This window comes from Actinomadura graeca (assembly GCF_019175365.1).
In the GTDB taxonomy this organism is placed as follows: Bacteria; Actinomycetota; Actinomycetes; order Streptosporangiales; family Streptosporangiaceae; genus Spirillospora; species Spirillospora graeca.
The window spans coordinates 8,167,002-8,191,089 of sequence record NZ_CP059572.1; the positions used below are offsets into that span (position 1 = coordinate 8,167,002).

At 70.6% G+C, this 24,088-nt stretch carries 20 protein-coding genes; 10 read left to right on the plus strand and 10 right to left on the minus strand.

Translation table 11 applies throughout. The features are described from left to right. The first annotated feature begins 20 nt into the window (after window positions 1–20). From AGRA3207_RS36335 to AGRA3207_RS36345, 3 genes are read left to right on the plus strand one after another with little or no spacing between them, the layout of a single operon-like run. Window positions 21–1,001: a GNAT family N-acetyltransferase gene (locus AGRA3207_RS36335; protein ID WP_231331854.1), complete on the plus strand. Its 981-nt coding sequence runs from the start codon at window positions 21–23 to the stop codon at window positions 999–1,001. Then, complete coding sequence (locus tag AGRA3207_RS36340; RefSeq protein WP_231331855.1) at window positions 998–1,483, plus strand: protein-tyrosine phosphatase family protein; 486 nt, start codon at window positions 998–1,000, stop codon at window positions 1,481–1,483. Before AGRA3207_RS36335 ends, AGRA3207_RS36340 begins: the two co-directional genes overlap by 4 nt. Then, complete coding sequence (locus AGRA3207_RS36345; RefSeq protein ID WP_231331856.1) at window positions 1,480–2,106, plus strand: 2OG-Fe(II) oxygenase; 627 nt, start codon at window positions 1,480–1,482, stop codon at window positions 2,104–2,106. The genes AGRA3207_RS36340 and AGRA3207_RS36345 overlap by 4 nt, the downstream gene beginning before the upstream one ends. A 65-nt stretch (window positions 2,107–2,171) precedes the next feature. On the opposite strand, the gene AGRA3207_RS36350 is transcribed toward AGRA3207_RS36345, so the two are convergent. Next, the gene (locus AGRA3207_RS36350) at window positions 2,172–2,624 is read right to left on the minus strand and encodes a nucleoside-diphosphate kinase (RefSeq protein ID WP_231331859.1); all 453 of its coding nucleotides are present in this window, start codon (window positions 2,622–2,624) and stop codon (window positions 2,172–2,174) included. Next, window positions 2,621–3,376, minus strand: a complete 756-nt coding sequence (locus AGRA3207_RS36355) for an IclR family transcriptional regulator (protein WP_231331860.1) — start codon at window positions 3,374–3,376, stop codon at window positions 2,621–2,623. Before AGRA3207_RS36355 ends, AGRA3207_RS36350 begins: the two co-directional genes overlap by 4 nt. A gap of 1,931 nt (window positions 3,377–5,307) precedes the next feature. On the opposite strand from AGRA3207_RS36355, the gene AGRA3207_RS36360 reads away from it, so the two are divergent. Beyond that, window positions 5,308–6,753, plus strand: coding sequence for a S1 family peptidase (locus tag AGRA3207_RS36360; RefSeq protein ID WP_231331861.1), 1,446 nt, complete (start codon window positions 5,308–5,310; stop codon window positions 6,751–6,753). Window positions 6,754–7,250: 497 nt separating this feature from the next. On the opposite strand, the gene AGRA3207_RS36365 is transcribed toward AGRA3207_RS36360, so the two are convergent. Both AGRA3207_RS36365 and AGRA3207_RS36370 read right to left on the minus strand, forming a co-directional pair. Continuing rightward, window positions 7,251–7,925, minus strand: a complete 675-nt coding sequence (locus AGRA3207_RS36365) for a DUF6766 family protein (RefSeq protein ID WP_231336503.1) — start codon at window positions 7,923–7,925, stop codon at window positions 7,251–7,253. Window positions 7,926–8,013: 88 nt separating this feature from the next. Further along, window positions 8,014–8,418 carry a hypothetical protein gene (locus AGRA3207_RS36370; protein ID WP_231331862.1) on the minus strand — a complete coding sequence of 135 codons (405 nt, stop codon included), beginning with the start codon at window positions 8,416–8,418 and terminating at the stop codon, window positions 8,014–8,016. 858 nt (window positions 8,419–9,276) lie between these two features. Between AGRA3207_RS36370 and AGRA3207_RS36375 the strand changes: the two genes are divergently transcribed. Continuing rightward, window positions 9,277–9,741, plus strand: coding sequence for a nuclear transport factor 2 family protein (locus AGRA3207_RS36375; RefSeq protein WP_231331863.1), 465 nt, complete (start codon window positions 9,277–9,279; stop codon window positions 9,739–9,741). Window positions 9,742–10,247: 506 nt separating this feature from the next. On the opposite strand, the gene AGRA3207_RS36380 is transcribed toward AGRA3207_RS36375, so the two are convergent. Further along, window positions 10,248–10,688, minus strand: a complete 441-nt coding sequence (locus AGRA3207_RS36380; RefSeq protein ID WP_231331864.1) for a hypothetical protein — start codon at window positions 10,686–10,688, stop codon at window positions 10,248–10,250. Between AGRA3207_RS36380 and AGRA3207_RS40405 the strand changes: the two genes are divergently transcribed. Beyond that, window positions 10,635–10,817 carry a hypothetical protein gene (locus AGRA3207_RS40405; protein WP_420830836.1) on the plus strand — a complete coding sequence of 61 codons (183 nt, stop codon included), beginning with the start codon at window positions 10,635–10,637 and terminating at the stop codon, window positions 10,815–10,817. The two genes, AGRA3207_RS36380 and AGRA3207_RS40405, sit on opposite strands and share 54 nt — an antisense overlap. Window positions 10,818–10,882: 65 nt before the next feature. On the opposite strand, the gene AGRA3207_RS36385 is transcribed toward AGRA3207_RS40405, so the two are convergent. Continuing rightward, window positions 10,883–13,195: a tetratricopeptide repeat protein gene (locus AGRA3207_RS36385; protein ID WP_231331865.1), complete on the minus strand. Its 2,313-nt coding sequence runs from the start codon at window positions 13,193–13,195 to the stop codon at window positions 10,883–10,885. Between the two features lie 484 nt (window positions 13,196–13,679). On the opposite strand from AGRA3207_RS36385, the gene AGRA3207_RS36390 reads away from it, so the two are divergent. Next, window positions 13,680–14,594 carry a zinc-binding dehydrogenase gene (locus tag AGRA3207_RS36390; RefSeq protein WP_231331866.1) on the plus strand — a complete coding sequence of 305 codons (915 nt, stop codon included), beginning with the start codon at window positions 13,680–13,682 and terminating at the stop codon, window positions 14,592–14,594. Window positions 14,595–14,930: 336 nt separating this feature from the next. On the opposite strand, the gene AGRA3207_RS36395 is transcribed toward AGRA3207_RS36390, so the two are convergent. The 4 genes from AGRA3207_RS36395 to AGRA3207_RS36410 are packed head-to-tail and all read right to left on the minus strand — an operon-like array spanning window position 14,931 to window position 18,581. Further along, on the minus strand, window positions 14,931–15,263 hold the full coding sequence (locus AGRA3207_RS36395) for a CU044_2847 family protein (protein ID WP_231331867.1): 333 nt from the start codon (window positions 15,261–15,263) through the stop codon (window positions 14,931–14,933). Between the two features lie 23 nt (window positions 15,264–15,286). After that, on the minus strand, window positions 15,287–16,324 hold the full coding sequence (locus AGRA3207_RS36400) for a transporter substrate-binding domain-containing protein (RefSeq protein ID WP_231331869.1): 1,038 nt from the start codon (window positions 16,322–16,324) through the stop codon (window positions 15,287–15,289). Next, complete coding sequence (locus AGRA3207_RS36405) at window positions 16,321–17,595, minus strand: hypothetical protein (RefSeq protein ID WP_231331870.1); 1,275 nt, start codon at window positions 17,593–17,595, stop codon at window positions 16,321–16,323. The genes AGRA3207_RS36400 and AGRA3207_RS36405 overlap by 4 nt, the downstream gene beginning before the upstream one ends. After that, the gene (locus tag AGRA3207_RS36410; protein WP_231331872.1) at window positions 17,592–18,581 is read right to left on the minus strand and encodes an extracellular solute-binding protein; all 990 of its coding nucleotides are present in this window, start codon (window positions 18,579–18,581) and stop codon (window positions 17,592–17,594) included. Before AGRA3207_RS36410 ends, AGRA3207_RS36405 begins: the two co-directional genes overlap by 4 nt. Window positions 18,582–18,875: 294 nt before the next feature. Between AGRA3207_RS36410 and AGRA3207_RS36415 the strand changes: the two genes are divergently transcribed. Genes AGRA3207_RS36415 through AGRA3207_RS36425 form a run of 3 tightly spaced genes read left to right on the plus strand, consistent with a single transcriptional unit; the run spans window position 18,876 to window position 23,990 of the window. Further along, on the plus strand, window positions 18,876–20,321 hold the full coding sequence (locus AGRA3207_RS36415; protein WP_231331873.1) for a S1 family peptidase: 1,446 nt from the start codon (window positions 18,876–18,878) through the stop codon (window positions 20,319–20,321). Then, window positions 20,308–22,554, plus strand: coding sequence for a serine/threonine-protein kinase (locus AGRA3207_RS36420; protein ID WP_231331874.1), 2,247 nt, complete (start codon window positions 20,308–20,310; stop codon window positions 22,552–22,554). Before AGRA3207_RS36415 ends, AGRA3207_RS36420 begins: the two co-directional genes overlap by 14 nt. After that, window positions 22,551–23,990, plus strand: a complete 1,440-nt coding sequence (locus AGRA3207_RS36425; protein ID WP_231331875.1) for a VWA domain-containing protein — start codon at window positions 22,551–22,553, stop codon at window positions 23,988–23,990. The genes AGRA3207_RS36420 and AGRA3207_RS36425 overlap by 4 nt, the downstream gene beginning before the upstream one ends. Window positions 23,991–24,088 lie beyond the last annotated feature (98 nt).

Below are 24,088 nucleotides of genomic sequence, written 5' to 3' on the forward strand. Positions count from 1 at the left end.
GCGTCCAGGTACGGACGCCCGTGCCGGACCGCCTGTGGCGCGACATGATCGCCGAAGCCGCCCAGGACGCGCTGCCGAGCCAGACACCGGGATGGCGGTCGGCCGTGTGCGCGCAGGGCTGGCAGGACGCGACACGCCTGTACACCTGGCCCGACGGCGCGAGGGTGCTGCTTCCTCTGGCCCGATCCACGGACGGGACCCGCACGCAGTACGCGTCCTGGCCGGAAGGCTGGGGTGTCGGCGGCGTGGTCGCCGCCGCCGGCGTCGTCACCGCCGACCGCGCGGAAGCGATACTGGGCGACCTGGCCGCCCTGCCCGCCGACCAGGTCTATCTGCGCCCGCACCACGCGTCGGTGGCCCTGTGGGATTCGCTGGTCCCTCCCGGCACCCGGCGCAATCCGCGGATGTTGCAGATCCTGGACCTTGAGGGCGGCTTCGAGCACGTCTGGCGCCACCGGTTCCGGGGGACCCTGCGCACCGCCGTCCGGCGGGCGGAAAGGGCCGGGCTGACGATCGAACGCGACGGCACGGGACGGCTCCTCCCCGAGTTCGACCGGCTCTTCGAGCTGTCACTCGACCGGTGGGACGACCAGTCGGACGAGCCGCGCGGAGAGACCCGCCGGCGGATACGGGCGAAGAACCCGCCGACGAAGTTCACCGCGGTCGCCGACCACCTGGGTCACGACTGCCAGGTCTGGATGGCACGGCACGGCGGTCAGGCGATCGCCGCGGTGGTCACGCTCTACCAGGGGCCGTACGTCGTCTACTGGCAGGGCGCCATGGACAAGGAACGGGCGGCGCCCGCCCGCGCGGCGCCCTACCTGCTCCATCTGGTCGCCGAGGACGCCTGCGCGCGCGGCGCGCGGGCCCTCTACCTGGGTGACACCTATCCCGGCACGTCGGTGACCCGCTTCAAGAAGAACTTCGGGCCCGACGAGTACCAGGCGTCCGGCTTCTGGATCCCGGGACGATCGCGGGCACACGAGCGGAGGAGATCATGAAGGACCGTCATTGGAGGACGCGGTACCGCGTCGGGGCGTACGAGGTCTGGGGCACGTCGCTGGACAGCGAGGAGCGCCGCCGGAACGCACCGCACGCCGAACCCGCCGACTTCGGCCTCTACCTCGACGAGCGCTGGCACGGCGAGGAGGACGCCCGGACCTCGCACTTCGTGTACTGGCCGACACTGGAGGCCCCCGTGGAGCGCGCGCTGCTCATCGCACGGATCAAGGAGGCCGCCGCCGCGCTTCGGGACGGCGCCACCGTGGAGGTGGCCTGTTTCGGCGGGCACGGACGCACCGGAACCGTCCTGTGCTGCCTGGACGTCATCCTGCGCGGGACGACGGCGCGGGAGGCACTCGAACGGATCCGCCGGGAGTACTGCCGTTACGCGGTGGGCTCGGCCGGTCTTGAGAACTTCCTCCTGAACGACACCGGCGACCTGGTGACACCCGAGCCGCTGCGCGCGGGGGAGGGCCGATGAGCACTCCGATGGTCTCGCTCGAACACATCACACACGAGGACACCCCTTTCCGCTGGTACCACGCCCGGAACACCTTCGGCCAAGCCGACCTGGATGCACTGCTCAAGACGTTCCCCCATGACGGGCTCCGGATGGTCACACGCTCCGGTCTGGACAAGTCGTACGCCATGTACCACCGCCAGTTGCATCCACTGGACGGGACCGGGGAGAGCGCCGCCGAGCTCGCCGAGCCCTGGCGGCGCTTCGTGACCGAGGTGACGGGACCGGCCTACCGCGCCGCCGTCGCCCGGCTGACGGGCCTGCCGATCGACGACGGCCCCGTCGAGGTGAACGTCTGGCGGTACGGCCGGAGCTGCTGGCTCGCCCCCCATGTCGACAAGCCGGAGAAGCTGGTCACGCACATCCTGTACTTCAACGAGGCATGGCCGTCCGAGCAGGGCGGTGACCTGCTGCTTCTGGGATCCTCGTCCGAAGCCGACGTGGTACGCCGGATTCCTCCGGTCGCCAACACCGGTGTCCTCCTGCCCCGTGGCGAGGACAGCTGGCACGCCGTGGAACGTGTCCACGACGCGGCGACCGGCCTCGAACGGCTCTCCGCCCAGGTGATCTTCCAGCGCGGGTGATCTCCGACGGCCCCGCACACCCCGGCCTCCGGCATCGCGGGCCGCACCATCGCGGTTCCGCCGGGCTATCGATAGCGGATGAGGGGCCCGAACACGGCCCGTTCGTGATCACGCTCACCACGGGTCTCGGGACAGTGCGCGACGTTGCGGCGCTCACTCGTGCCGAACCGGCGGCGGACGTCCTTCTTGACGCGGCGGGTCCGGCGCAGGGCGTCGTCCCCGACGACCGCGAGCACCAGCATGGGCCCCTCACAGAGATAGGCGAGTGTGAGGGGCCCGTCCGGTTCGTTCAGCTTCTCCGGGTACCAGCGTTCAGCCTGGACTCGGGTGAGCCGCAGTGCGCCGACGGGCTCGACGGTCAGTCCCGCCTCCCGCAGCGCCCGGATCACCTCAGGGACCAGTCCGCGGCCGACCCCGTCCGGCTTGACGACCATGTGGGTATCGCGGGCGAGGTCGCAGGGCACCGGCCGCCCGTGGCCGGGCCGCCGGAGCAAGCCGTACGGCGAGCGCCCGTTCACTGCACCTGGACCAGGCCGGGGGCGCCCCTTATGGCGCGAATCAACCCGGCGCCCGCAGCCTGGAGATAGGAGGCCGTCCTGACGGGGTGGATCTGTTCGGGTGTGCCCGTGACCGCCAGTGCGGCGATCATCGCACCTGAGGTGTCCAGCACCGGAACGGCGATCGCGACCGCGTCCTGCCCATGGGCGACCGCGAACCCCTGTCCGGCCACCCGGGCCAGTTCCTCGGCGGAGGGTTCGCGGATGGTCCGGCGCGGACGTCGCTGCTCGATGTCGCCCGCGACGGTGGGGGCGAGCCGGGTGCGGTAGGCCCGGAGAAGCTTCGCCACCGCGTGTGCCGCCGCCGCGCCTTCCGCGGGCGTACAGGAGGAGGACTCGTCCCCCCGGCTCGCGCGCAGGCTGTCCAGCATGACCGGATCGAGGCCGTTCGGAACGAATAAGAACACACTCTGCCGGGTGAGTTCCCGCATTCTCTCCAAGCACGGACGCGACAGTTCCCGGATCATGCGGGGGCGCGGTACGCGAATTCCCAAGATGAACAGGTTGAAGCCGAGGCGCAGGCCCCGGTCCCCGCGTTCCAGCATGCCGGCGTCGACAAGCTCGGCGATCAGCCGGTGGGCGGTCGGCTTCGGCAGGTCGGCGCGGCGGGCGAGTTCCGACAGGGCCAGCTCGCACTCGCCAGGGTGAAAGCAGTTCAGGATGGACAGTCCTCGGGAAAGCATGGATCTCGTGGTGCGCTTCTGGTCGGTCAAGAGAAGATCCTCCTGGTCGGTGGAGAGGTCATGGGCTCCCTCTCACTCCCGAGGCCGTGACACGGACATCGCCGCTCCCGGCGGCGGTCGTCGAACGGCCTTGTCGGTGGCCTGGGGCAACTGCAGAGCATTCGTTCAGGAACAGGACCTCCTTGCCGGGTGGCACAGTCCCCGCTCTACGGGGCAGCCGCGTCGTCACCTAGTGTTGGACTCCGGTCCTGACCGGCAGAAACGTCCCGTCGATCCATGTTCAGCCCAGCCAAGAGGGATTTTCGGATCGCTGGAGATGCGGACAGGCCGACCGCGCATGGGCGGGGGAGGCGACCTGTTCGTCGGACTGGTCGGGCCGATACCACCGATGCGGCTTGGAGTTTCCTCCGCACACACCAGTTCGAGCAGCCTGAATCGGCATTGTCTTCGCCCCCGAAACCCTGTCACGCCAGCCCTACCGGCCGTTGAATACTTGATCAGTGCCGGTGGACGTCCTGGCGCGTCCGCCAGTCCCACCAGACCCCTTGGGCGCCCACCTTCAAGAAAGGGGGCGACTACGCAAGCATTTTACATAATGATTCCGGGAAGTTTCATCAATGTTGGCCGGATCGTGCCAGACTGAGAATCTTTACCCAGGGTTTACTGAGTTGTCCACTATCTCATCACCTGATTTTGGGCATGCCGAATGTCGATAAGACAATTATGGCCTTGTGACCCAAACGATGATTGGCAAACAACTGTTGGGACTGCACGGTTTCCGAGGCAACTTCTGATCAAGGAGTTGCGCCTGATGACGGTTAACCGAAAATCAAGACGGACGGTGCCCGACCACGTCCGATAAGGCCCCCCGGAGCACCGGCGCGGCCGGATCGGCCAGAACCCGGCAGGACGACCGGCCACCCGGCCCCAGCCGCGTCGCCTCGGCCGCCACCGTCGATGGCACCAGCGATCCCCAGGCAGTCGCAGGCCCACCACCGTCGCGCCGACACCGCCGACCGCCGCGCCGAGCACCACCGCCGGATACCGCTCGGTCGCCGCGTTGAGCCAGGCGCCACGGTCGAGGGTGGCGCCGACCGTCGCGATCACAGGCCGCTGGACCGCACCGCCGGGATCCGCTCGTTGCGATGGGCGTACGTTCCGTTGAGCACACCGGTCGCGGTCGCCGACCGCACCGGGCCGATCCGCTGATCATCGCGGCCGACTCGTCGGGCAGCGTGGCCGCTCGCCGAACGCCGTGCTGCCGGGTGACACGCAGCATGGTGGTGCCGAGTTCCGACAGCTCCCGGTCGAGGACGGCGCGGCCCGGAGAGCGGGGCCTCGGCGCGCCGCTCGCGCTTCCGCCTGGCGGCGCCGGTGTAGCAGGCCGTCGGCGACGTTGCCCAGCGCAGCGTGCCGATCAGGTGCAGCATCGTGCACTTGCCCGACCCCGGGTTCCAGGTCGCCGAGGCTATGACCGGTTGGAATTACCAATCATGCGGTCGCGCAATGGACCATGGCCTGACGAGACGGGCCCGGACGATCGAGAGCACCGGACACGTCACGTACGTCGCAAGCGCTCGGTACCCCGGATCGTGCAAGGGGACCGAAGCTGCTGAATGTGAAAGCGGCGCCGTAGCTCCCACGTTCCCGCCCGGTGGCCCGACGGAAACGGCCACCATGACAAGGAGATCCGATGTGCCCCCCGCAGCGCGCTCCCACTGCGGCCGGTGTCAGAACCGCGACCAGCCTGGCGGTGGACACGACCGCATGCGCCATTCAGTGGGCTTCTCCGCGACCAGGACGCGCAGGTCGCTTGCACGACGTGGCTATTCGTTTCCCCTCTTCGGAACGCCCTTCGCGGTCGAACAACGGGTTGGCGTCCCGCGACGCGGCCCCATTGATGCACATGACCGTGAACGCCTCTCGACAACCGCTCCCACCCCGCCCCCCAGGAGAATGACATGGCCCGAAAACATGTGTTGTTGGGCATCACCGCCGGAACCGGTCTCGTCGCTGCTCTGACCGCACCGGCACTCGCGAGCCAGACCCGGTCGCCCGTCCAACATCCGCAGGCCGCTCCCTTCGCTCCCGATCCGGCCGTCATGCACGCCGCACGCCTCCAGAAGCAGATGCGGACGACCCTCGGCGGCACGTTCGGCGGCGCCTGGGTCACCGACGGCGCGAACCTCGTCGTCGCGACCACCGACGCGTCCGCCGTCGCCACCATCAAGAAGGCCGGTGCGCGGCCCAAGGTCGTGCGGTACGCCGAACGCACCCTCGACGCCGTCCAGACGAAGCTGAACCAGCACTCCGCATCCGCTCCCAAGCCGGTGACCTCGTGGTATGTCGACGTCCAGCGCAACACGGTCGTCATCAAGGCGTCCTCCGCGGCCGCGGCGAAGCGGTTCGCCACGGCGAGCGGAGTGGACGCCGGCACCGTGACGATCGTCCGGTCGACGGCGAGGCCCCGCCCTCTGCACGACCTCGTCGGCGGCGAACGCTACTGGACGTCGAAGTACGGCTGCTCGATCGCGTTCTCCGTGACGGGCGGATTCATCAGCGCCGGGCACTGCGGCGGCGTCGGAGAGAAGACACGCGGCTCGAACCAGGTGGACCAGGGAACGTTCAAGGGCTCCTCCTTCCCCGGTGACGACTACGCGTGGATCGACACCAACGCCCAGTGGACCCCCACCCCGAAGCTCACGCGCTGGGACGGCTCCTACGAGACCGTCCAAGGCGCCACCGAAGCCCCCATCGGCGCCGCAGTCTGCCGCTCCGGCGGAACCACCAACACGAAGCTCTGGTGCGGGAAGATCCAGGAACGCAATGCCTCCGTCAAGTACGAGCAAGGGACGGTCAGCGGGCTGATCCGCACCGACATCTGCGCCGACCCGGGCGACTCCGGCGGCGCCCTCATCACGCAGACCGGCGGCCAGGCCCAGGGCATCACGTCCGGCGGCTCCGGCTCCTGCAAGGACGGGCAGGGCGAAGGCGACGAGGTCTTCTTCCAGCCCGTCGACGAGGTCCTGCAGCTCATCGCCCGCGACGGCGGCCGCAAGCTCGTCACCGCGAACGGGCACCGCTCGGACGCGGACGGCGCCTGCGACGGCAACCAGACGAAGGCGTCCGGCAACGTCACATCGGGCTCCAGCGCCCACGAACCCGACGGCGGCTTCACCACCACTGCCTCCGGCCCGCTTTCCGCCTGCCTCGACGCTTTCGACGGCGTCGACTTCGACCTCTACCTGGAGAAGAAGGACGGCAGCACCTGGACGACGGTCGCCGGCTCCACCGACCCCGAACCCAACGAGACCCTCACCTTCGAAGGCGCCCCCGGCACCTACCGGTGGCGGGTCCACGCCTATGACGGCTCAGGCGCCTTCACCCTCCGGTACGGCACGGCCTGAGCCCCGATTCGTCCCCGGTCGTCCTGTACCTGGACGCCCACCCCGGGACGGCCGGGGACGCCTTCCACCACCGATCGCTGCATTCCAACAAACGGCGGAGGAACCAGCTCGAAAGGGCGCGCATCCCAACGGATCAATCACTGCGAGAAGCCTCGCCCACCGCGTCCTTAGCTGCACAGGCCAGAACAATCACCCGCCGATATGCCGATTGGCGACCCGGCGGCGCGGGCGCAAAGGCCAACCGTGGTTCCGACAATCTGCACGCCCGGCTGACCTGGACACCCCGGGCAGCAACGCGACCCGCCGCAGCATCAGGTTGGTGAGGTAGCCACGCGATCGGAGCCTTTGGCCCACAAGCACGAGCGCGCCCCGAGGGCACCGCCCTCGCGGCACCGGGATACGCCACGTGTGTGCGGTCCGGCGGCGTCGGACCCGCACCCCCGCAAGGCACCGCAGCCGCCGCAGAAAGACTCTGATCTGCGGCCGGCCTGACTTGCTCAGCCTTCGATTCCGGTGGCGTCGTGGGAGGTGCCGACCGGTTTGGACTCGGGCGAGCCGCGCTGGCGCAGGTAGATGCTGAGGGCGATCATGGAGGCGACGGCCAGGAATTCGGACTGCCAGTTCTGGAGGGTCCGGTTCCAGAAGTCAGCCGAGGTCACATAGCCGGTCCACGAGACCGGATCTTGGTAGTCGGCGAGTTGTTCGGCGTTGTAGGCGACCCGTCCGGTGATTGATTGGGCCAGCCAGCACGCCAGGAAGATCAGGCCCATCACCATGCCCAGTGATCGGGCGAAGACCACGCCGCGCAGTCCGCCGGCCCGGGCCCAGTGGGGCGCGGCGTCGGTGGCATGGCGACCGACGTGCTGGGCCCGGTCGGACTCCTCGCCCTCCTTGCCGACGGTCTTGGACTCGGGTGAACCGCGCTGGACCAGCCACACGGTCACAAAGATATAGAGGAAGAACTGCAGATACTCCGACTGCCAGTTCTCCGCGACGTCGACGCCGAACTGCGAAGACGACAGGTACCTTGCCAGCGAGATCTCGGCACCGGACTGGGCGAGTGCCTCGTTGTTGTACTCGTGCCATCCCGACAACGCCTGCCCCGCGAGGGCCAGCAGCAGGATGCCCAGGAAGAAGAGGCTGAGGGAGTTGTCCCGGACGAACCCGCGCATTCCGCTCACCGCCCCATCAGTCCGATGATCGTGATGTACAGCAACCCACCCACGATGATCAGCAGAGTGACCGTGAAGACGGTGCGCATCAGGCCTGCACCTCGCAGTCGTAGGGTCCTTCGGGCTCGCGTTGGCATCCGGCGGCGGCGATTTTCCACCCGTCGGGAAAACGCACCAGGAAAACGGTCTGGTCGCTCAGCCTCGCCTGCGCCCGTTCACCCCACACCTGGACCGCCGCGATGCCGCCCGGACGCAGACCCAGATCCGTGATCTGTGCCGCGCAGTCCTTCCCACCGGACTCCAGGCTCTCGGCTGCCTTCGGCGACAAGGCCCTGCAGGCGGCCGCGCCGTCATGTTCTCGAACCGAAGACTCGAAGTTCTGCACAGCCGTGCGCACGTCATCGTCGTCACCGGCCCGGTCACACCCCGCGGACACACCGAGGACGATCGCGGCGACGATGAGCCCACGCCACACCTGGGCATTCACGATCAAGGATGACACCTGCCTTCCCTACCCACCGGCCGTCGGACTAGTCTCCGGCCCCGGCCGCCCAAGGTGCCGATGTATTGCCACGATCCAGGCCATCACGGACGTCGTTCCCGGCTTCATGGAATGCGAAGTCGAGGCGCGGCTTACCTTCCTGGCGCTGCCGCGGCACGGTCCCCGCCCCTCATTCATAGGAGCACCAGATTTCCAGCCACTTTCCTGTCTGGGTGGGTGGGGAGCGACGAAACAGAAGTGACGGTCGGCTTGCTTCCGGCCCGTGCTCCGGCGACGTCCGCAGCGGGCACCAACGTCCGCGCGGAATCCCCACTCGGCACGAGCACGCAACTGCACGCGTACCACTGCCATCTGAGGAGAGCTGGGGGACGTCCACACAACACCCACTGAGCGTCCCAACACCGAGGCTAGGAAGTATGCCCAGCTCCGAAGGTTCGGCGGACCTTCACCGGGGATACGACCCACCCGGACGACAGTAAGAATGGTTTAGCCCGTAGTAGGACCACTTGATCAGCTGGCATGGGAGCTCCCTGCTCGTACGGCGTCGAAATCGGAGCGAATCAGACGCGCTTACTCACCGTTCAGCCCGCACGAGATGTGTCCTCAGGGCTGCAACAGCCATCCGCATCCTGATGCCGACGAGTTGCTGCCCGAGCATGCAGGGAACTCGGCCGATCGGCGTTCTGAATGAGCGCCGTACCCACGCTCGTGGGTCGAAGAGCGGGTCCCAGGGCCCCTGTATGCTCCGGACATGTCGTTGGATCGTGGGCTTTTCGCGTCGTGGTACGCCGAGGTTCTTTGGTCGTCGGTGAGACTCGCCGCGATCGGCGCTGAACGCCTGAGGCTCTCATGAGGGTGCTCGATCCGCGCGACCGGATCGCGCTCACCGACCTCGTCGCCAGGTACGCGCTCTATGCCGACCATGTCAGGTACACCGGTCTCGTGGGTCTCTTCACCGACGATGCGGTGCTAGTCCTGCCGGACCCGCCGGAGCAGCTCGAACCCGTCCATTCCTTCAAGGGAAGAGAGGAGATCGCCAAGGCGCTCCGATCCCTGGAGAGATTCCCACGCACGATGCACGAGATCGTGGGCCAGGTGTTCGATCCGGGACGAGAGAACGCGACGGCGACCGGTCACGTCGCCTGCGTCGCGCACCATCTCAGCGAAGACGAGTCGGAAGAGCCCACCGACTTCGCCTGGCATGTCCGTTACAGCGACGCTTACCGGCGGGAGGGCGGCTTCTGGCGCATCGAGCGCCGGACGGCCCAGATCGACTTCATCGAGAAGAGACCGGTCTGGTGCTGGAGAGGTTGAGGAGGGCAGCGGCACAGTACTCACGGCCCTGTCTCATCTAGCAATCGAGTCACAACCGACTACTCCCCGGTGACCATCCGCGGCGAGCAGGCAGTCCGGTCCCTCACCTGGCACTGCATCGTCGGCCGAGGGCTTCGCAGCCCATCGCGGACGCGGGGACCGCTCAAGACTGTCCCGTACGCTAGGCGATCAAGATCGCCTGGTCTTGGTGTCGGGCGGGTGATTCGGGACGACCGGGACGAGTGGGTGCCGGTGTTTCACCGGCCTGCCGGTGCGGCTGTCTCCACCGCCCGGTGCGGATCGTTACAGGCCGGGACGGGGACCAGACCCGCGCCGGACGGCGCTGGAGCCCGCGCCGGCCGACCGGGTTCCTCTCATCGCGGTGTCCTACCGCACCAACCTCCACTGCGCTCACACTGCGGCGGGCCTACCGCTGCCCGGGGTGTCCAAGCCCGCCGCGCACCGTCTCGTCGACCACCCGGCGCCGCTGCCCGCACCCGCCCCGGTCACTCGTCGGCACGGCCGCCAGCCGTGCCGCCCGTGGACGGGACACCGGTTCCCATCCACGACCGCACGGTCACCGCCTCGTCCAAGAACCACCGGTACCCGGTGAACATGCAGGCCGTCATTGACGTCGGCGCCCGACTGGTGGCCGCGGCCGGACGTCCGGTCCCGGGCGGCCACAACGACTGCACCGCCTTCTGCGATCCAAGTGCCGGAACCGCGTGCCGGGGTGCGCACGCGATGGCCGAGCCGACGGCGGCTGCCAGGCGAACCAGCAGGTCATGCCCTGCCGGCGGCCCCGGGGCGGCAGCGGGCCGCCCGCCCGCCAGCACGATCCCAGCACCGTCCACCAACGGGTGCGTGCCCGCGTCGAGCACACCTTCGCACACATGACGTGGTGGAACGTCCTCCGCAACCGCCGCCGCAAACGCGACGGCGTCCACCAAGCCACCCGCGGCATCGCCCTTATGCACAACCTGGCGATGACCGGCTGCCCCGGCTTGAGACGACACGTCACTGCGGCACGCCCGGTCGTCCCACGCCTCCACCATTACGGGACAGCCTCTACTTGAGCAGTCTCCAAATGAAGGTGCGCTGGCTGCTGCGGGATGCGGGATGCGGGATGCGGGATGCGAGTTCAGCGAGGTCGTCTGGTTACCCGGCCGATCTTCTTTCGTTCTGCAGCAAAGGCGGCGGCTGTCGCGTGGTCGGCGTGCCTCTTTCCCTTGTGCCAGAACCGGCGCGCGAGTTTGCGGTTGCCGTTCTCGGCGTAAATTCGGCCGAGCTGGGCGTAGGCGGCGCCGGTGATGTCCGCTGGCGCCTCTGGGGCATTGATGATCTGCTGGAGGGCGGATTCCGCATCGTCAGGCTGGTCTCGGCGGACAAGGCAGGCGAGCTGGAAGGCCGCGCGAGGAGCGACCTCGGGGTGTTCGGTCGTCAGCGCTTGCAGGTAGGCGTCGGTGGCAGCGGGAAGGTCGTGGAGCTCTTCGGCGAGTTGTCCGAGCGCGTATGTGGCTTTGGGTGCGAACTCGAAGTGCCCAGTCGCGATCGCGGTTTGGAATGCCTGTACGGCCGAGATGGATTGCGACACGTGCGCGTGGGCAAGGCCGAGATTGAAGGCCGCGGCTGCTTTGATGTCTGCGTCATCGGAATCGGCTGCGATCTCCCATGGTTCGATCGCCTTGCGGGGACGGCCCAGCACTTCGAAATGCAGGGTTCCCAGAGCGAAGGCGATATGGGCGGCATACGGGTCGCCCGCCTCGATGTGGCGCAGGCACGCCTCGTGAACACGCAGAACCAGTCTGGCCCGGCGGCGGAAGCCGAGGTGTCGGCTGTGCCTGATCAGCGTGCCAGCGGGAACGATGGCGCCGGCGACAGCGTCTGCGGCGTCGCCCTCGAGGATCTGCAGCAGGGAATTCAGGGCTTGGTCATGTTCGGTGAGATCGGCCGCGGCGAGTTTGCGTGCGGCGCGTACGGCATAGTCGGGATTGGCGCCGCAGGCCGCGATCCGATAGGCCTGGCCGGACAATCGCGTGTTGCCTTCGGACTCGGCGATACGGCCTACGCCATAGGCGGCCCACTCCCGCACCGGCGTGTCGGCCTCGACCATCAAGTGGCGTAGCGGCGGCGCGAGCCCCGGGATCGCGCAGGGGCCGCCGCGCGCCAGAAGGGTACCGGCCTGCAGGACGAGTTCGTGCGCGGTCTGACGGGTCACGCGGTCCGGGTGGCCGAGGAGATCGGTGTAAATATCCGCTGCGGTCTGATCGTCTTCACGGGCCAGGGCCATATGGGCTTGCATCACCCCCATCCGTGCCAGCTCCTGCGAACTGGGCGGCAGGTCAGACGCCTTTGCCTTGTCGATCAGTTCCTCGGCGGCGGTGAGGTCCCCTTGAGCAAGATGGGCCCCGGCCAGGGCGATCTGAAGGTCTGCACGATGCAAGACATCCCATGTGAGCGCCTCGGTCAACTCCCGCTCGGCTTCGGCGTATTCACCGCGTTCGATGAGGATCCGTGCCAAATCGGCGGCCGCGCGCCCGGACTCGAACAGGTCTTCCAGGTCGATGACCTGACGGAGCACCTGCTCAGCCGCGGTGTCCTCTCCTGACCGGACCAGCAGAGCCGCCAGGACGCGCCCATCGAAGGCCGCCAAGAGGGGATCCTGGCAGTCGAAAACGATCCGGCCAGCGGTGATCGCCCCGGCTTCATCGTCGTGCCGTAGCCGCAGATCCCTGAGAAGGCGTGCGGCGGGAGACGTCACCAGGCGGTGACGGCAGTCGATCGCCCGCTGCAACAGCTCCTCGGCCGCCGGATGCCTGGCATCGAAGTCCAATCTGGCCAGAGCGAACATCGCCCGCGGCGCGATCGCGAAATGGCCCTCTTGGACGATCCGCTCGAACCCGGCCCGCGCCGCACCGCGATCGCCATCGTCCAGGTCGGCCTCGAGCAGATGCCACCGGGCCAGCGCCGCCGCGTCGGCATCGTCGCCGTCGATGGCGTAGGACAACGCCGACCGTGCGACCTCGCGGTCCCCACGGAGGTCGCTCAGCGCCCTGGCCGCCAGGGCGACAGCCGCCATCGGCGTCACCGGCCTGCCTGTTTCACTCACCAAGCTCTCATGTCGCGGCAACAACGAGAGCGGTATGCCGTCGGCGAGTTCGTAGCGCCCCGCATCGTCTGCGACGAGCAGCGCTGGAGGAGCGGTCGCCCACGCAAGTCCGGCTTCGAAGCCCCTTGGCGTCAACGAACACCCTGGGGCCAATGTGGACATCCGGCGGGCAGCCTGCTGGTGAAGCAGGGACACCGGAATCCCGATACCTGCCGCCTGCCACCAGTCCGCTGCGGCCAGCACAACGGCCTGCGGTTCTCGCTCGGCCACCAACGCCTCATCGAACCGCTCTCGCAGGCGCAGGTGCTCCTGGTCGGCTCCGGTCTCGTCGAGTTCGGCGAGCATGTGCTCCGACCCACCCCACCCGTCCCCGATCGGTCTCATCCGAGTACTCCGCCCCTCTAACCGTCCGTAATCGACTGGCAACTCTTCGAGATGAAGCTACGGTGGGCGATGACCCGCTGCGTGGCTCATTACAAAATGTGCATGGATCACCGAGCACGGGCGGGCCGAGTGCCTGGAGACCTCCAGCTCGCGGCCCAAGGCGTGCGAGGCGTTGGTGTCGGCGCCGTTCGGGGTCTCGTGGCAGGTGGCGAGGCCGCGCGCCGCATGTGCGTCGGTCGGCCCCTGACGCCCCTCACGTTCGGCTCTCAGCCGCCCACGCGCGAGGAGCTGCGGCGGGGCTGTGACCAGCACGGATCAATTTGATCGGCAGCCGTCCGGCCGACGCGCTTTGGCGGCATCGTGGATCTGCTGCCATAGGCCAACCCTGGAGACGGCGATCATGAGATCGTGGCGTGCCCTTGATGAACGATCACGGAGGTCCCCGATGCGCGCCTTGATCTACGACCCGGACGCACCGCAGGGCCTTCGGGTCGGCGAGGTCGCCGACCCGCGGCCGGAGCGAGCGCAGACGGTGGTCGAGGTCCGCGCGGTGTCGTTGAACTTCGGCGAGGTCGCCGACCTGTCCCGGCGCACCGAGCCGGGTGGCGTCTCAGGCTGGGACGCGGCGGGCGTCGTCGTCGAGGCGGCGGCGGACGGCTCGGGTCCCGAGGTCGGAAGGCGTGTTGTCACCTGGGGCCCGGCCGGCGCCTGGGCGCAGCTGCGCGCGGTGGACACCGCCAAGCTGGTGACGGTGCCTGACACCGTCGACCTCGGCGTCGCCAGTGCGCTGCCGGTGGCCGGGGTCTCCGCCCTCCAGGCGTTGCGCGGTCTCGGCCCGGTCATCGGGCGGCGGATTCTGGTCACCGGCGCGTCCGGCGGTGTCGGCCGGTACGCGGTCCAGCTCGGCGCCTTGGCGGGGGCTCATGTCGTCGCCGCCGTGGGCAGCCCGGAACGCGGAGCCGGGTTGGCCGAGCTGGGCGCCGCCGAGGTCGTCGTCGGGCTCGACAACGTGACCGAGCCGGTCGCCGGAGTCCTGGAGAACGTCGGCGGCGCCCTGCTGGCCCAGGCGTACGGGCTGCTGGCCGACGGCGGCATCGTCCAGTCCATCGGGCACGCGTCCGGTGGGTCGACCATGATCGACTTCGAGGCCATCCGGCATCTGGGCAGCAGGCTGCGCATCGAGGCCTACCGGCTCGACTGGGCGTTCGGCCCGGACCTCGCTTATCTCCTGCAGTTGCTGGACCAGGGGCGGCTCGACCCGCAGATCGGCTGGCGCGGCCCGTGGGACCGGGTGGCCGAGGCGGCGGAGGCACTTCTGCAGCGCCGGATCCGCGGCAAGGCCGTACTCGACGTCACTTGACCGGGGCTGATGCCGGTTGCGTTTCCGCCCGAATTCCGCCGCCGCGCCATCGAATTGGCGCGGCAAGGCGACAAGCTCCTTGCTGGCAAGAGAGCTCGCCGCCGACTCGATCCCGGTCGCGGTGGCCTGGCGAGTACTGAACGTCTCCACCTCCGGATACCACGACCGGCCCGGACGGCCCGGATCACCGTTCGCGCTGCACCAGCCCACACGCGAACCACCCGTCCGAGCAGCTTGACGAATCCCGTAGCGCCACCCCCGCCCACGTCGACCAAGGTGTGGAAGCGCGGGAAGTCGCACCCGGCGATGAGCCCGGCCGCCCGCGGCACCGGGCGGTCAGCGCGGTGAATCCTGCGGCGGGGTGGACGACCAGGTGAGCTTGACCGTCAGGTGGCCGTCGGTGGACGTCTTGGCGATCACCGCGCCCGCCTCGGCGTTGAGCCGGACGCCGAACTCCAACTCGATCTGGTCCGGGCCGAGCCGGTCGGAGCGGAAGGCGTCGAGCGCGTCGGCGGCGGCCTCGCGGACGCCGGCCAGGGCCTCCTGGAAACGGCGGCGGAGCGCCTCCTGCCCGCCCCGGGCGACCCGCTCGACCCCGGGTTCGAGCTCGCCCACCTCGACGGCGACCTCGCCTCCGCCGGTGGTCTCGAACCGCAGCAGTTCGGTCATGGTCTCTCCTCCGAGAAAGGGATTCACCGGCCGGGGGGCCAGGTCGGGTTCGGGCCGTACCGCGCGGGCGGCGGGCCCTGGTCGGGATGGTCCAGCAGCCACCGGTCGTGGATCTCCCGCCAGCGGCCGTTGCCCCGGATCTTCTCCAGGACGTGGTTGACGAACTTCACGAACTCGGTGTCCTCCCGGCGGAACGCGAGGGCGTGCGGCTCGTCGCTGAACCACGTGCAGCCGGCCGCCGGCAGCCGGTGCCGGAGGCAGGACGGGTCGTCCCGCGGCCGCGGCGGCGGGACCGGCAGGAACCGGGTGGCCGGATCGAGGTCCTGCAAGCCGAGCAGGACGTTGTGGGCGGCCGAGATCGCGGCGACCTGGCCCTGCTGCAGCATGACCAGGCAGTCGGCCGGGTTCCGCGCGGTGACGGGGAGGAGCCCTTCCGGGCGTTTCCGCAGGTTCTCCGGGGCGGTGGTGTCGGCCGGTGCGCAGACCGGCCTGCCGGCGAGGTCCCCGATCCGCCGGTGCGGCGAGTTCCCGGGCAGCAGCACGGTCTGCCCGGAGTCGAGGTAGTCGGTGGAGTAGGCCATCCGCGCGGCGCGCCCGCAGGTGGCGGTCATCGAGTCGGCGACGATGTCCACGGTTCCGTCCCGCAGCCGCTCCTGCCGCTCCGCCGGGGTGATCGCCACGAACACCACCGTGTCCCGGGGGTCGCGGCCGGGGAACATCTCCTTGGCGACCTCCAGGACAAGATCCACGTCGAACCCGCGGAACTCGCCGGTCGCCGGGTCGCGGTAGGCCATCCGGGTCATCGTCTGGTCCACCCCCGCCCTGATCTTCCGGCTCCCGCCGGTGAGGCGCGGGGGCGGCGACGTGGCGGCGGCGAGGCTGTTGCGCGGCTCGCAGCCGGACGGCTCCGGGGAGGCCCGCGGCGCGGGGCTGCGCACCCCGTCCGGGACGGGGACGGCCACCCGGGGCCGCTGGTAGCCGGAGCCGCACGCCGCGAGGATCAGGACGGCCGCCAGTCCGGCGGCGGCTCCGCGTACCCGCGGCATCACGTCCCCGATCACAGGTAGTCCCTGATCCGGGTCCAGACTCCGGCCGCCGTGAGCAGCGCGCCCGCCAGGCACGCGCCGCCGACCGTCTCACCGACCCCGCCGGGGGCGCGGGGGATCGCCCCGACCTCGTCCCGGACGCCGGTCTCGCCGTCGCCGATGAGGCGGGTGAGGTCGGCGTCGACGGCCTGATAGGCGACCGCCACCCGGCCGCCGGGCAGCGCGGCGGCGACGGCCTCCTCGTGCTGTCCCTGACGTTCCCGCACGTCGATCTCCTCGTCGTAGGCGGTGCACCAGGTCCTGATCACGCCGGCGGTGGCGGCCGGGACCCACCGGTCGGGCCGGTCGCATCCGGCCTTGGTCCGGAACCGCGTCCGCAGGGTCTCCGCGCCGGCGTCGTTGCCGTTGCCGCCGAGCCGCAGGTAGTCGTCGGCGCGGGCGTCCAGCGACCGGCGCTCGGTCTCCACCCGTGCCCGCTGGCCGGCCAGCAGCCGGCCGACCGTGCCGAGGCGCTCGTCCGTGCAGGGCCAGTCCCTCAGCGCCACCATCAGCCAGAGTCCCGCGCCGGCCAGCAGCACCGTCGCGCCCACCAGGCCGAGGTTGAACACCCGGCGGAAGCGCAGCCACAGGCGGCGCTGTGCCCAGCCGAGCGCGGCCAGCGAGCCGAGCACGAGCACGGACAGCAGGCCGATCGCCGAGCGCGCGTCGCCGCGGGCCCGCGACAGCCGCTCGATCTCCTCCTGCCACAGTTGCAGCGTCGCCGGTAGCAGGGCGGTGCGCAGATACGCGGTCGACTCCCGCAGATACGCCGCGCCGAGCAGCGCCCGTTTCGGGTCGGTGCCGGCGTACCGGTTCAGGTCCTCGGCCTTGGCGACCAGCGCGGTGTACCGGGGGAGCATGAGGGCGATGCGCGCGACGCTCCGCGCCCGCCCCGGGTCGCCGCCGGCCAGCGCCGCCGAGGCGGCCAGCCGCGTCCGCGTCTCGCTGACCGCGTCGCGGTACTGCTGCTCCAGCACCGTCCGCTGCGCGGATCGCGGCCCGGCCAGGAAGCCGCCCGTCGCCGCGGTCCCGGCCTCGGCCAGCGACCGGTGGATCACCTGGGCGTGCCCGCTCATCTCGGCGGCGTCGGACGTGCGGTCCCGGCCGCCCGCCCGGACGGCGCGGTCGGCGAGCAGCCCGGCGGCGGCCGTCGCCGCGAGCGCCAGCGCGAGCAGCAGCGTCCAGGCCGTCAGTTCGGCGCGGGTCGAGCCGAGCACGCGCCGGGCACTCTGACCGGGCCCGCTCATGACCGTTCCTGGATGTCGGCGACCAGGCCGCGCTCGGGATCGAAGAACTCCCCGTCGAGCTTCTCCCAGCCGCCCAGGTCCTTGATGGTGAACAGCCGCCGGGGGACGGGGAACCGCCGCGGGTCCGCGATCCCGGGCAGCACCGGCCGGTACCCGTTCTCGGCGAAGATCCTCTGCGCGGCCGGGGTGCGCAGGAACGTCAGGAACGCCTTGGCCTCCCGTGGATGCTCGCTGTCCAGCGTCACCGCCACCGGATTCTCGATCAGGATCGTGGCTTCCGGCATCTGCGTCTCCAGCGGCGCCGCCAGGCCGGACACCTCGTTCTCGTACGCCAGGAGCGCGTCCCCCCAGCCGGAGTTGAAGGTCTGGAGCGCGCCGCGCGCGCTGGAGTCCTGCACGGGCACATGCGCGAACAGCGCGCGGAGATAGGCGCGGCCCGCGGCCTTGTCCTTGCCGCGGTCCGACTCCGCGCCGTATCCGGCCAGCACGTTCCACCGGGCGCCGCCGGACACGAAGGCGTTGGGGGTGATCACTTCTATTCCTGGCCGGAGTAGGTCACGCCAGGTGTGCAGCTTGCGCGGGTTTCCCTTTCTGGTGGCGATGACCACCACCGAATTGGTCACCATCCCGCCGTGGCCCCCGTACGCGTCCGAGCGCCAATCTTCGGGGACCAGCCGGGCCCGTACCAGCCGGGTGATATCGGGTTCAAGGGAGAACGCCACGATATCGGCTCTCCGCTCGCCCGACTCCACCGCGGCGCTCTGGTCGCCGGACGCCCCGTAGGACGTCTCGAACCTGACCTTCACCCTTTTCTGGTACTCCGAAATTATCTTTTCGTACGCGCCCCTGGGAGTGGAGTAGGCCGCCAGCCGCAGGGTCACGGGGGCCTCGTCCGTGGATCCGCCGCACCCGCAGGCGCTCAGTACGCCCAGGGCGAGCGGTGTCGCCGCTCCCCGCAGGGCCGCGTGCAGCCGTCGTCCCACCACGCCTCCCAGTCGATCGAATTCCCTAGTTGAGCGCCCGGTTTGGTCGGGAACGTACCTACAACGGGCAGCATGGTCCGATAATTTTGATAAGGGATGGTTCTGGCCCCGCGGGCTGATTCCCCGGGAAAGGTTCTCCGGGCCTTGCCTCCCATCAATCACGATACATACTGATTGATAGCGTGGCATCTGTCGCGAATCGCAGCGGACGCGTAGGATCTTCTAATGTTGCTGGGCAAAGGTCACGAGCCCTGGTGGGTACGAATCCGGAATGGGGCAACGGTCGTCGGGGCGGGGGTGCTGCTGGGGTCGGAGCAGGTGCTGACCTGTGCCCATGTGATTTCGGCCGGCGCCGGCGATCGATTTCCCGGGCAGGAGCTCGGCGTCGACTTCCTCGGCCTGCCCGGAGTGCCCGCCGGGCGCGCGCGGGTGGCCGCCGGCTGCTGGGTGCCGCCGGACGAAGCCGGGCAGGGCGACCTCGCGCTGCTCGACCTCGCCGAGCCGGCCCCGGACGGCTCCGGGGCGCCGCTGTGCGAGCTGCCGCTCTGGAGGCGCGAGGTGTACACCAGGGGATATCCGCTCCGCCTCGACGACGGCGTGTGGATCGGCGGGACGCTCAGCGGCTCCGGCGGCCCCGGCCGCGAGTGGATCCAGCTCGACACCCCGGACGGGCGCGTCGACCGGGGCTTCTCCGGGTCGGCGGTCGTCGACGAGATGTCCGGGACGGTCGTGGGCATCGTCGTCGGCCGCTGGCGCGGCGCCGACGCGGGACTCGCCTGGATGATCCCGGTGCACACGATCGTCCGTCATCTGCCGCGGGTGGCGGGCCACGTGCTGCCCGCCCCGCCCGCCGAGGTGAGCGCGGCGTGGAAGGTGGTGCTGTTCCTCCGGGGCGGCGGGCCGGGCGGCATCAAGATCGTGGTGACCGGCGAGGACGGCTCGGCCGACTCCGCGTCGCTGAGCCGGATCTTCGAGTCCTCCGGCCACTCCGCCCGTGTCCCGGACACCGGCGGCGGCTCCGACGCCGCGCTCGCGCTGGACGTCTCCGGCATGTCGGCCGGGCAGGTGTCTCGGCGCATCGAGGCCGAGCTCGGCCCCGCGCCGGTGTCGGACGCCGCCCTGATGATCGACGGTCTCGACGACGCCGCGGATCCGGCGGCGGTGGCCGACGAGGTGATCAAACCGCTGGCCGAGCGGGACAACCGCGTCGTCGTCTGCCTGCGCCGCGACTCCGAGGAGCTGCGCGGCATGCTGGGCTTCCCGGCGGAACGGCGGCTGACGGCGCTGCGGGACCGCCTCGCCGAGGTCACGGCCGCCGAGCACGCGGCCCGGGAACGGCACCAGTACGTCGCCGCCCGCGTCGCGCCCGTCCCCGCCATCCCGGCGGGCGCGAGGAAGCTGCGGTTACGGGTCAGCGCCGTCCGCGCCGAGGCCGCCGCCGGAGGCGACGTGCTGGCCGAGCTGGAGGACTGTGAGTCGCAGGCCGAACGGCTGCTGGGCGAGGCGGTGCGGACCCACCGGCACCTGGACGAGCTGCTGTCCGAGCGTGACCGGCTCCGTGGCCTGCTCGCCGCGTACCGGCACGCCACGAGGCCGGCGGAGCCGGAACCCGGGCTGGCCGCCCTCTACCGGAGGGCGCACGGGATGCTCGCCCGCGGCCCGTGCGACCTCCCGGCCGCCGCCGCCGCGGTGGACCGCTATCTGCGCGCACTGCCGAGGGAGCCGTCCCATGACCCACTGTGATCGTCCCGCGTGTGCGGGCGCCATCGACGAGACCGGCTTCTGCGACACCTGCGGGCGCCGCCCGCTGTACCCCGGCGCGTTTCGGGGCCGCCGCCCGGAACCACGGGCGGAGGGATCGGCCCCGTCGGCGGCGCGGGCGGCCGACTCCGCGGGCGGCAGCGCGGAGCTGCGCGTCGCCGCGGGCCTGGTCGTACTGCCCGTCCTGTCGAGCGACGACCCCGACGAGCGGGTCATCACCGATCCGGGCTCGCTGAGCATCACCCGCAAGCACACGTGCGGGGAACGAGTCAGCGTCGCCTACGCGGGGCAGCCCGCGCTGCTCATGGGCTTCTGCCCGAACTGCGGCGTTTCCTACGACTTCCGGCCCAGGCTCACCCGCGGCGACGTTCTGGGCGACCAGTACACGATCGTAGGGCCCATCGCCCACGGCGGGCAGGGCTGGATCTATGTGGCCAGGGACCGGCATCTGGACGGCAACCTCGTCGCGGTCAAGGCCCTGATCGAGCCGAACGACCCGATCGCCATCGCCCTCGGCATCAACGAACGCCGCTACCTCACCACGCTCGACCATCCCAACATCGTCCGCATCTTCAACTTCGTCACCCACGACAGCGAGGAGGCCGGAGACCGGCGGGGATACCTCATCATGGAGTATCTCAACGGGCGGTCGCTGCGTGAGGTCATCAACGCCGCGCGCGGCTCGGACGGGGAGCCGCTCGCCGTCGAGCACGTGATCGGCTACGGCTACGAGATCCTGCTGGCCCTGGAGTACCTGCATGGGCGCGGGCTGCTGTACTGCGACATGAAGCCGGACAACGTCGTCCTCACCCAGAACGGCGTCAAGCTCGTCGACATGGGGGCGGTGTGCCGGATCGGCGACCCTGACGGCGGGCTCGTCGGCACCGCCGGATACATGGTCGGCAAACGGGAGCAGGCCGAGGGGCTGTCGGTCCAGTCCGATCTCTACGCCGTCGGGAAGACCCTGCGGGACCTGCTCGCGGCGTCCCGCCCCGGTGCCCGGACGGGAGCGTCCTCCCTCGACCGGCTGATCGGGCGTGCCACGAATCCGAACCGCACCCGCCGGTTCGCCTCCGCCGCCGAGATGGCCGGGCAGCTGCTGGGAGTGCTGGAGGAGGAGCTCGCGCTGAAGACGGGCCGGCAGCACGCCACGCCGTCCGCGCTGTTCGAGCCGAGCGCCGTCCTGCTCGACGGCGGGCTCGGCGCCGTGCCCCCGACGGAGCCCCCGGTGAGGCCCCGGCCGACCGCGCCGGAGCGCCCGGCGGTCCCGGCGGTCCCGGCGGTCCTGGCGCCGTCCCCGGCCGACCGCGCCGCCAGCCTGCCGGTGCCGCGCGTCCCCCCGGACGATCCCCTGCACGATCTGCTGTCCACCGCGATCGCCGAGGACCCGCACGGCGTGCTCGGCCAATTGGCCGACGTGGGGAACGGGTCCGCGGCCGCGGAGTTCCACCGCTGCCGTGCCCATCTGCTGCGGGCCGACCTGGACGCGGCGGCGGCCTCGCTCCGCGGCGCTGAGCGGATCACCGGTGGCCGCGACTGGCGGACGGTCTGGCACCACGGGCTGCTGGCGCTCGCCCGCGCCGGGCGCGACGGCGGCGACGGGAGACCCGTCCTCGCCCGCGTCACCGAGGCGGGCGGGCGGTTCGACGCCGTCCACGGCGACCTCCCCGGTGAGAGCGCGCCGAAGCTGGCGCTCGGTCACTGCGCCGAACTGCTCGGCGAGCCCGACGAGGCGGAGCGGCTCTACGAGGCCGTCTGGCGGCGCGACCGCTCGCAGGTCAACGCCGCCTTCGGCCTGGCCCGGCTCCGGATGCTGCGCCGCGACCGGGCGGGAGCGGCGGCCGTCCTCGACCAGGTGCCGAAGGTGTCGCGGCACTACGACGCGGCCAGGATCGCCGCGCTGCGCGTCCACCTCGAACCACTGCCGTCGGCGCCGCCCGGCGTGGCCGACCTCGACGAGGCGGAGCGGCGGCTGCCCGGTCTGGTCCTGGACGGAGGCGAACCGGAGGGCCGGGCCCGCGAGCGGCTGCGGGCCGCCATCTTCTCGCTGCGGCTGGACCGGCTCGGGCCCGCCGATGACACATCGACCGAGAAAGAGGTGCGGGGACGGTTGGAGACATCGCTCAAGAACCTCGCCGGGCAGGCCGGCGACCATCGCGCCAGAAGCGCCCTGCTGGACGCCGCCAACGCCGTGCGGCCGTGGAGCTGGCTGTGACGGCCCCGCACAGGTTCGGCCTGGAGGTCCGCCAGGACCCGCAACTGTTCACGGCCGCCACCGAGCTGCACGCGGTGCTGGAGGTGTCGGCCGCGGCCGCGCCGGACGCCGGCACGTCCCGCTGGTCCGAGATCCTGATCATCGACTGTTCCTCGTCGATGGGCGCGCGCCTCACCCCCGGCCGCCGCGGCCAGAAGATCAAGGAGGCCCGGAGGGCGACCGCGGCGGCCATCGACGTCCTGCGGGACGGGGTGTGCTTCGCGGTGATCGAGGGCACCGAGGAGGCCACCGTGATCTACCCGGAGACCTCCGTCCTGGCGGTCGCCTCACCCGCGTCCCGGGCGGAGGCCAAGGCCGCGGTCGCCCGCTCCGTCGCCTACGGCAACACCCACATCGGATCGTGGCTGCGGAAGGCCGACGAGCTCCTCCGCGCCGACCCGTCGGCCATCCAGCACGTCCTCCTGCTGACCGACGGCTGCGACAACGCGCCGCCGGGCCATCTGGAGCAGGCGCTCGCCGGCTGCGAGAGCGGCTTCGTCTGCGACGCCCTGGGCATCGGCGAGGGCTGGGACGCCGACCAGCTTCTGAAGATCGTCTCCGCGCGGCAGGGATCCGCGACCGCCGTCTCGCCGGACGCCGATCTGGCGGCCTACTTCGAGCGGACGACCCGGGCCGCCATGCGCCGGACCGTTGCCGAGCTGCGCCTGCGGGTCACCACCACGCCCCCCGCCACCTTGCTCGGCGTCCGCCAGGTGCATCCCACGACCTCCGACCTGACCGACCGCGTCGAGCGGACCGGCGACCGGACCGTGGAGGTCCCTACCGGCCCCTGGGGCGAGGAGGTCCGCGACTACCAGCTGACCTTCCAGGTGAGCAGCGCCGACGCGCCCCTCTACGAGGACCTGCGCGTGGCGCGGATCGACGCCGTGGTGGACGCCCGGCCCCAGGCCGCCCCCGCGGCCGTGGTGGTCGAATGGGGCGACGAACCGGACGCGCTGACCCACATGGACCCCGTCTCCACCTACTACACGGCCCACGAGAACATGAGCCAGGCCGTCGACCTGGGAATCCGCGCCTACGAGGACGGCGACCACCCGGCAGCGGGGGACGCCTGGGGCCGCGCCGTCCGGCTGGCCTGGCAGACCGGCGGCAAGGACCTCCTCGCCGAGCTGGAGCGGTTCGTCGAGATCCTCGATCCCCGGACGGGAGTGGTGCGGATCAGATCCGGCATCCGCCCCCACGACATCAACGTGGTCAAGATCGCCGTCACCCACACCACCAGGGGCCGCGGCGAGCCCACCCCGGCGGACGTCCCGTCGCGGACGGCCCCCTGGGAATGCAAGTGCGGCCGCCGCTCCCCGGCGTCCGCCTCGTTCTGCACCGCCTGCGGCCGCACCCCACCGCCCGAAGCCCCGGGGACCCTTGGCAGGGGATGAGCCCGGGGGAGGAGGTCGCGCGTCATCCCCGTGATACGGACGGGGCGGTCATGGTCGATGGAGACGTGCACTGGGCCTCCATTTCGCGTGGAGCCGCC

What these genes read in the sequence shown, in the direction of transcription:
- AGRA3207_RS36340 (WP_231331855.1), top strand. Translation starts at nt 998, where the DNA reads ATGAAGGACCGTCATTGGAGGACGCGGTACCGCGTCGGGGCGTACGAG.
- AGRA3207_RS36345 (WP_231331856.1), top strand. Translation starts at nt 1,480, where the DNA reads ATGAGCACTCCGATGGTCTCGCTCGAACACATCACACACGAGGACACC.
- AGRA3207_RS36360 (WP_231331861.1), top strand. Translation starts at nt 5,308, where the DNA reads ATGGCCCGAAAACATGTGTTGTTGGGCATCACCGCCGGAACCGGTCTC.
- AGRA3207_RS36365 (WP_231336503.1), bottom strand. Translation starts at nt 7,925, where the DNA reads ATGCGCGGGTTCGTCCGGGACAACTCCCTCAGCCTCTTCTTCCTGGGC.
- AGRA3207_RS36375 (WP_231331863.1), top strand. Translation starts at nt 9,277, where the DNA reads ATGAGGGTGCTCGATCCGCGCGACCGGATCGCGCTCACCGACCTCGTC.
- AGRA3207_RS40405 (WP_420830836.1), top strand. Translation starts at nt 10,635, where the DNA reads ATGACGTGGTGGAACGTCCTCCGCAACCGCCGCCGCAAACGCGACGGC.
- AGRA3207_RS36385 (WP_231331865.1), bottom strand. Translation starts at nt 13,195, where the DNA reads ATGCTCGCCGAACTCGACGAGACCGGAGCCGACCAGGAGCACCTGCGC.
- AGRA3207_RS36390 (WP_231331866.1), top strand. Translation starts at nt 13,680, where the DNA reads ATGCGCGCCTTGATCTACGACCCGGACGCACCGCAGGGCCTTCGGGTC.
- AGRA3207_RS36395 (WP_231331867.1), bottom strand. Translation starts at nt 15,263, where the DNA reads ATGACCGAACTGCTGCGGTTCGAGACCACCGGCGGAGGCGAGGTCGCC.
- AGRA3207_RS36405 (WP_231331870.1), bottom strand. Translation starts at nt 17,595, where the DNA reads ATGAGCGGGCCCGGTCAGAGTGCCCGGCGCGTGCTCGGCTCGACCCGC.
- AGRA3207_RS36420 (WP_231331874.1), top strand. Translation starts at nt 20,308, where the DNA reads ATGACCCACTGTGATCGTCCCGCGTGTGCGGGCGCCATCGACGAGACC.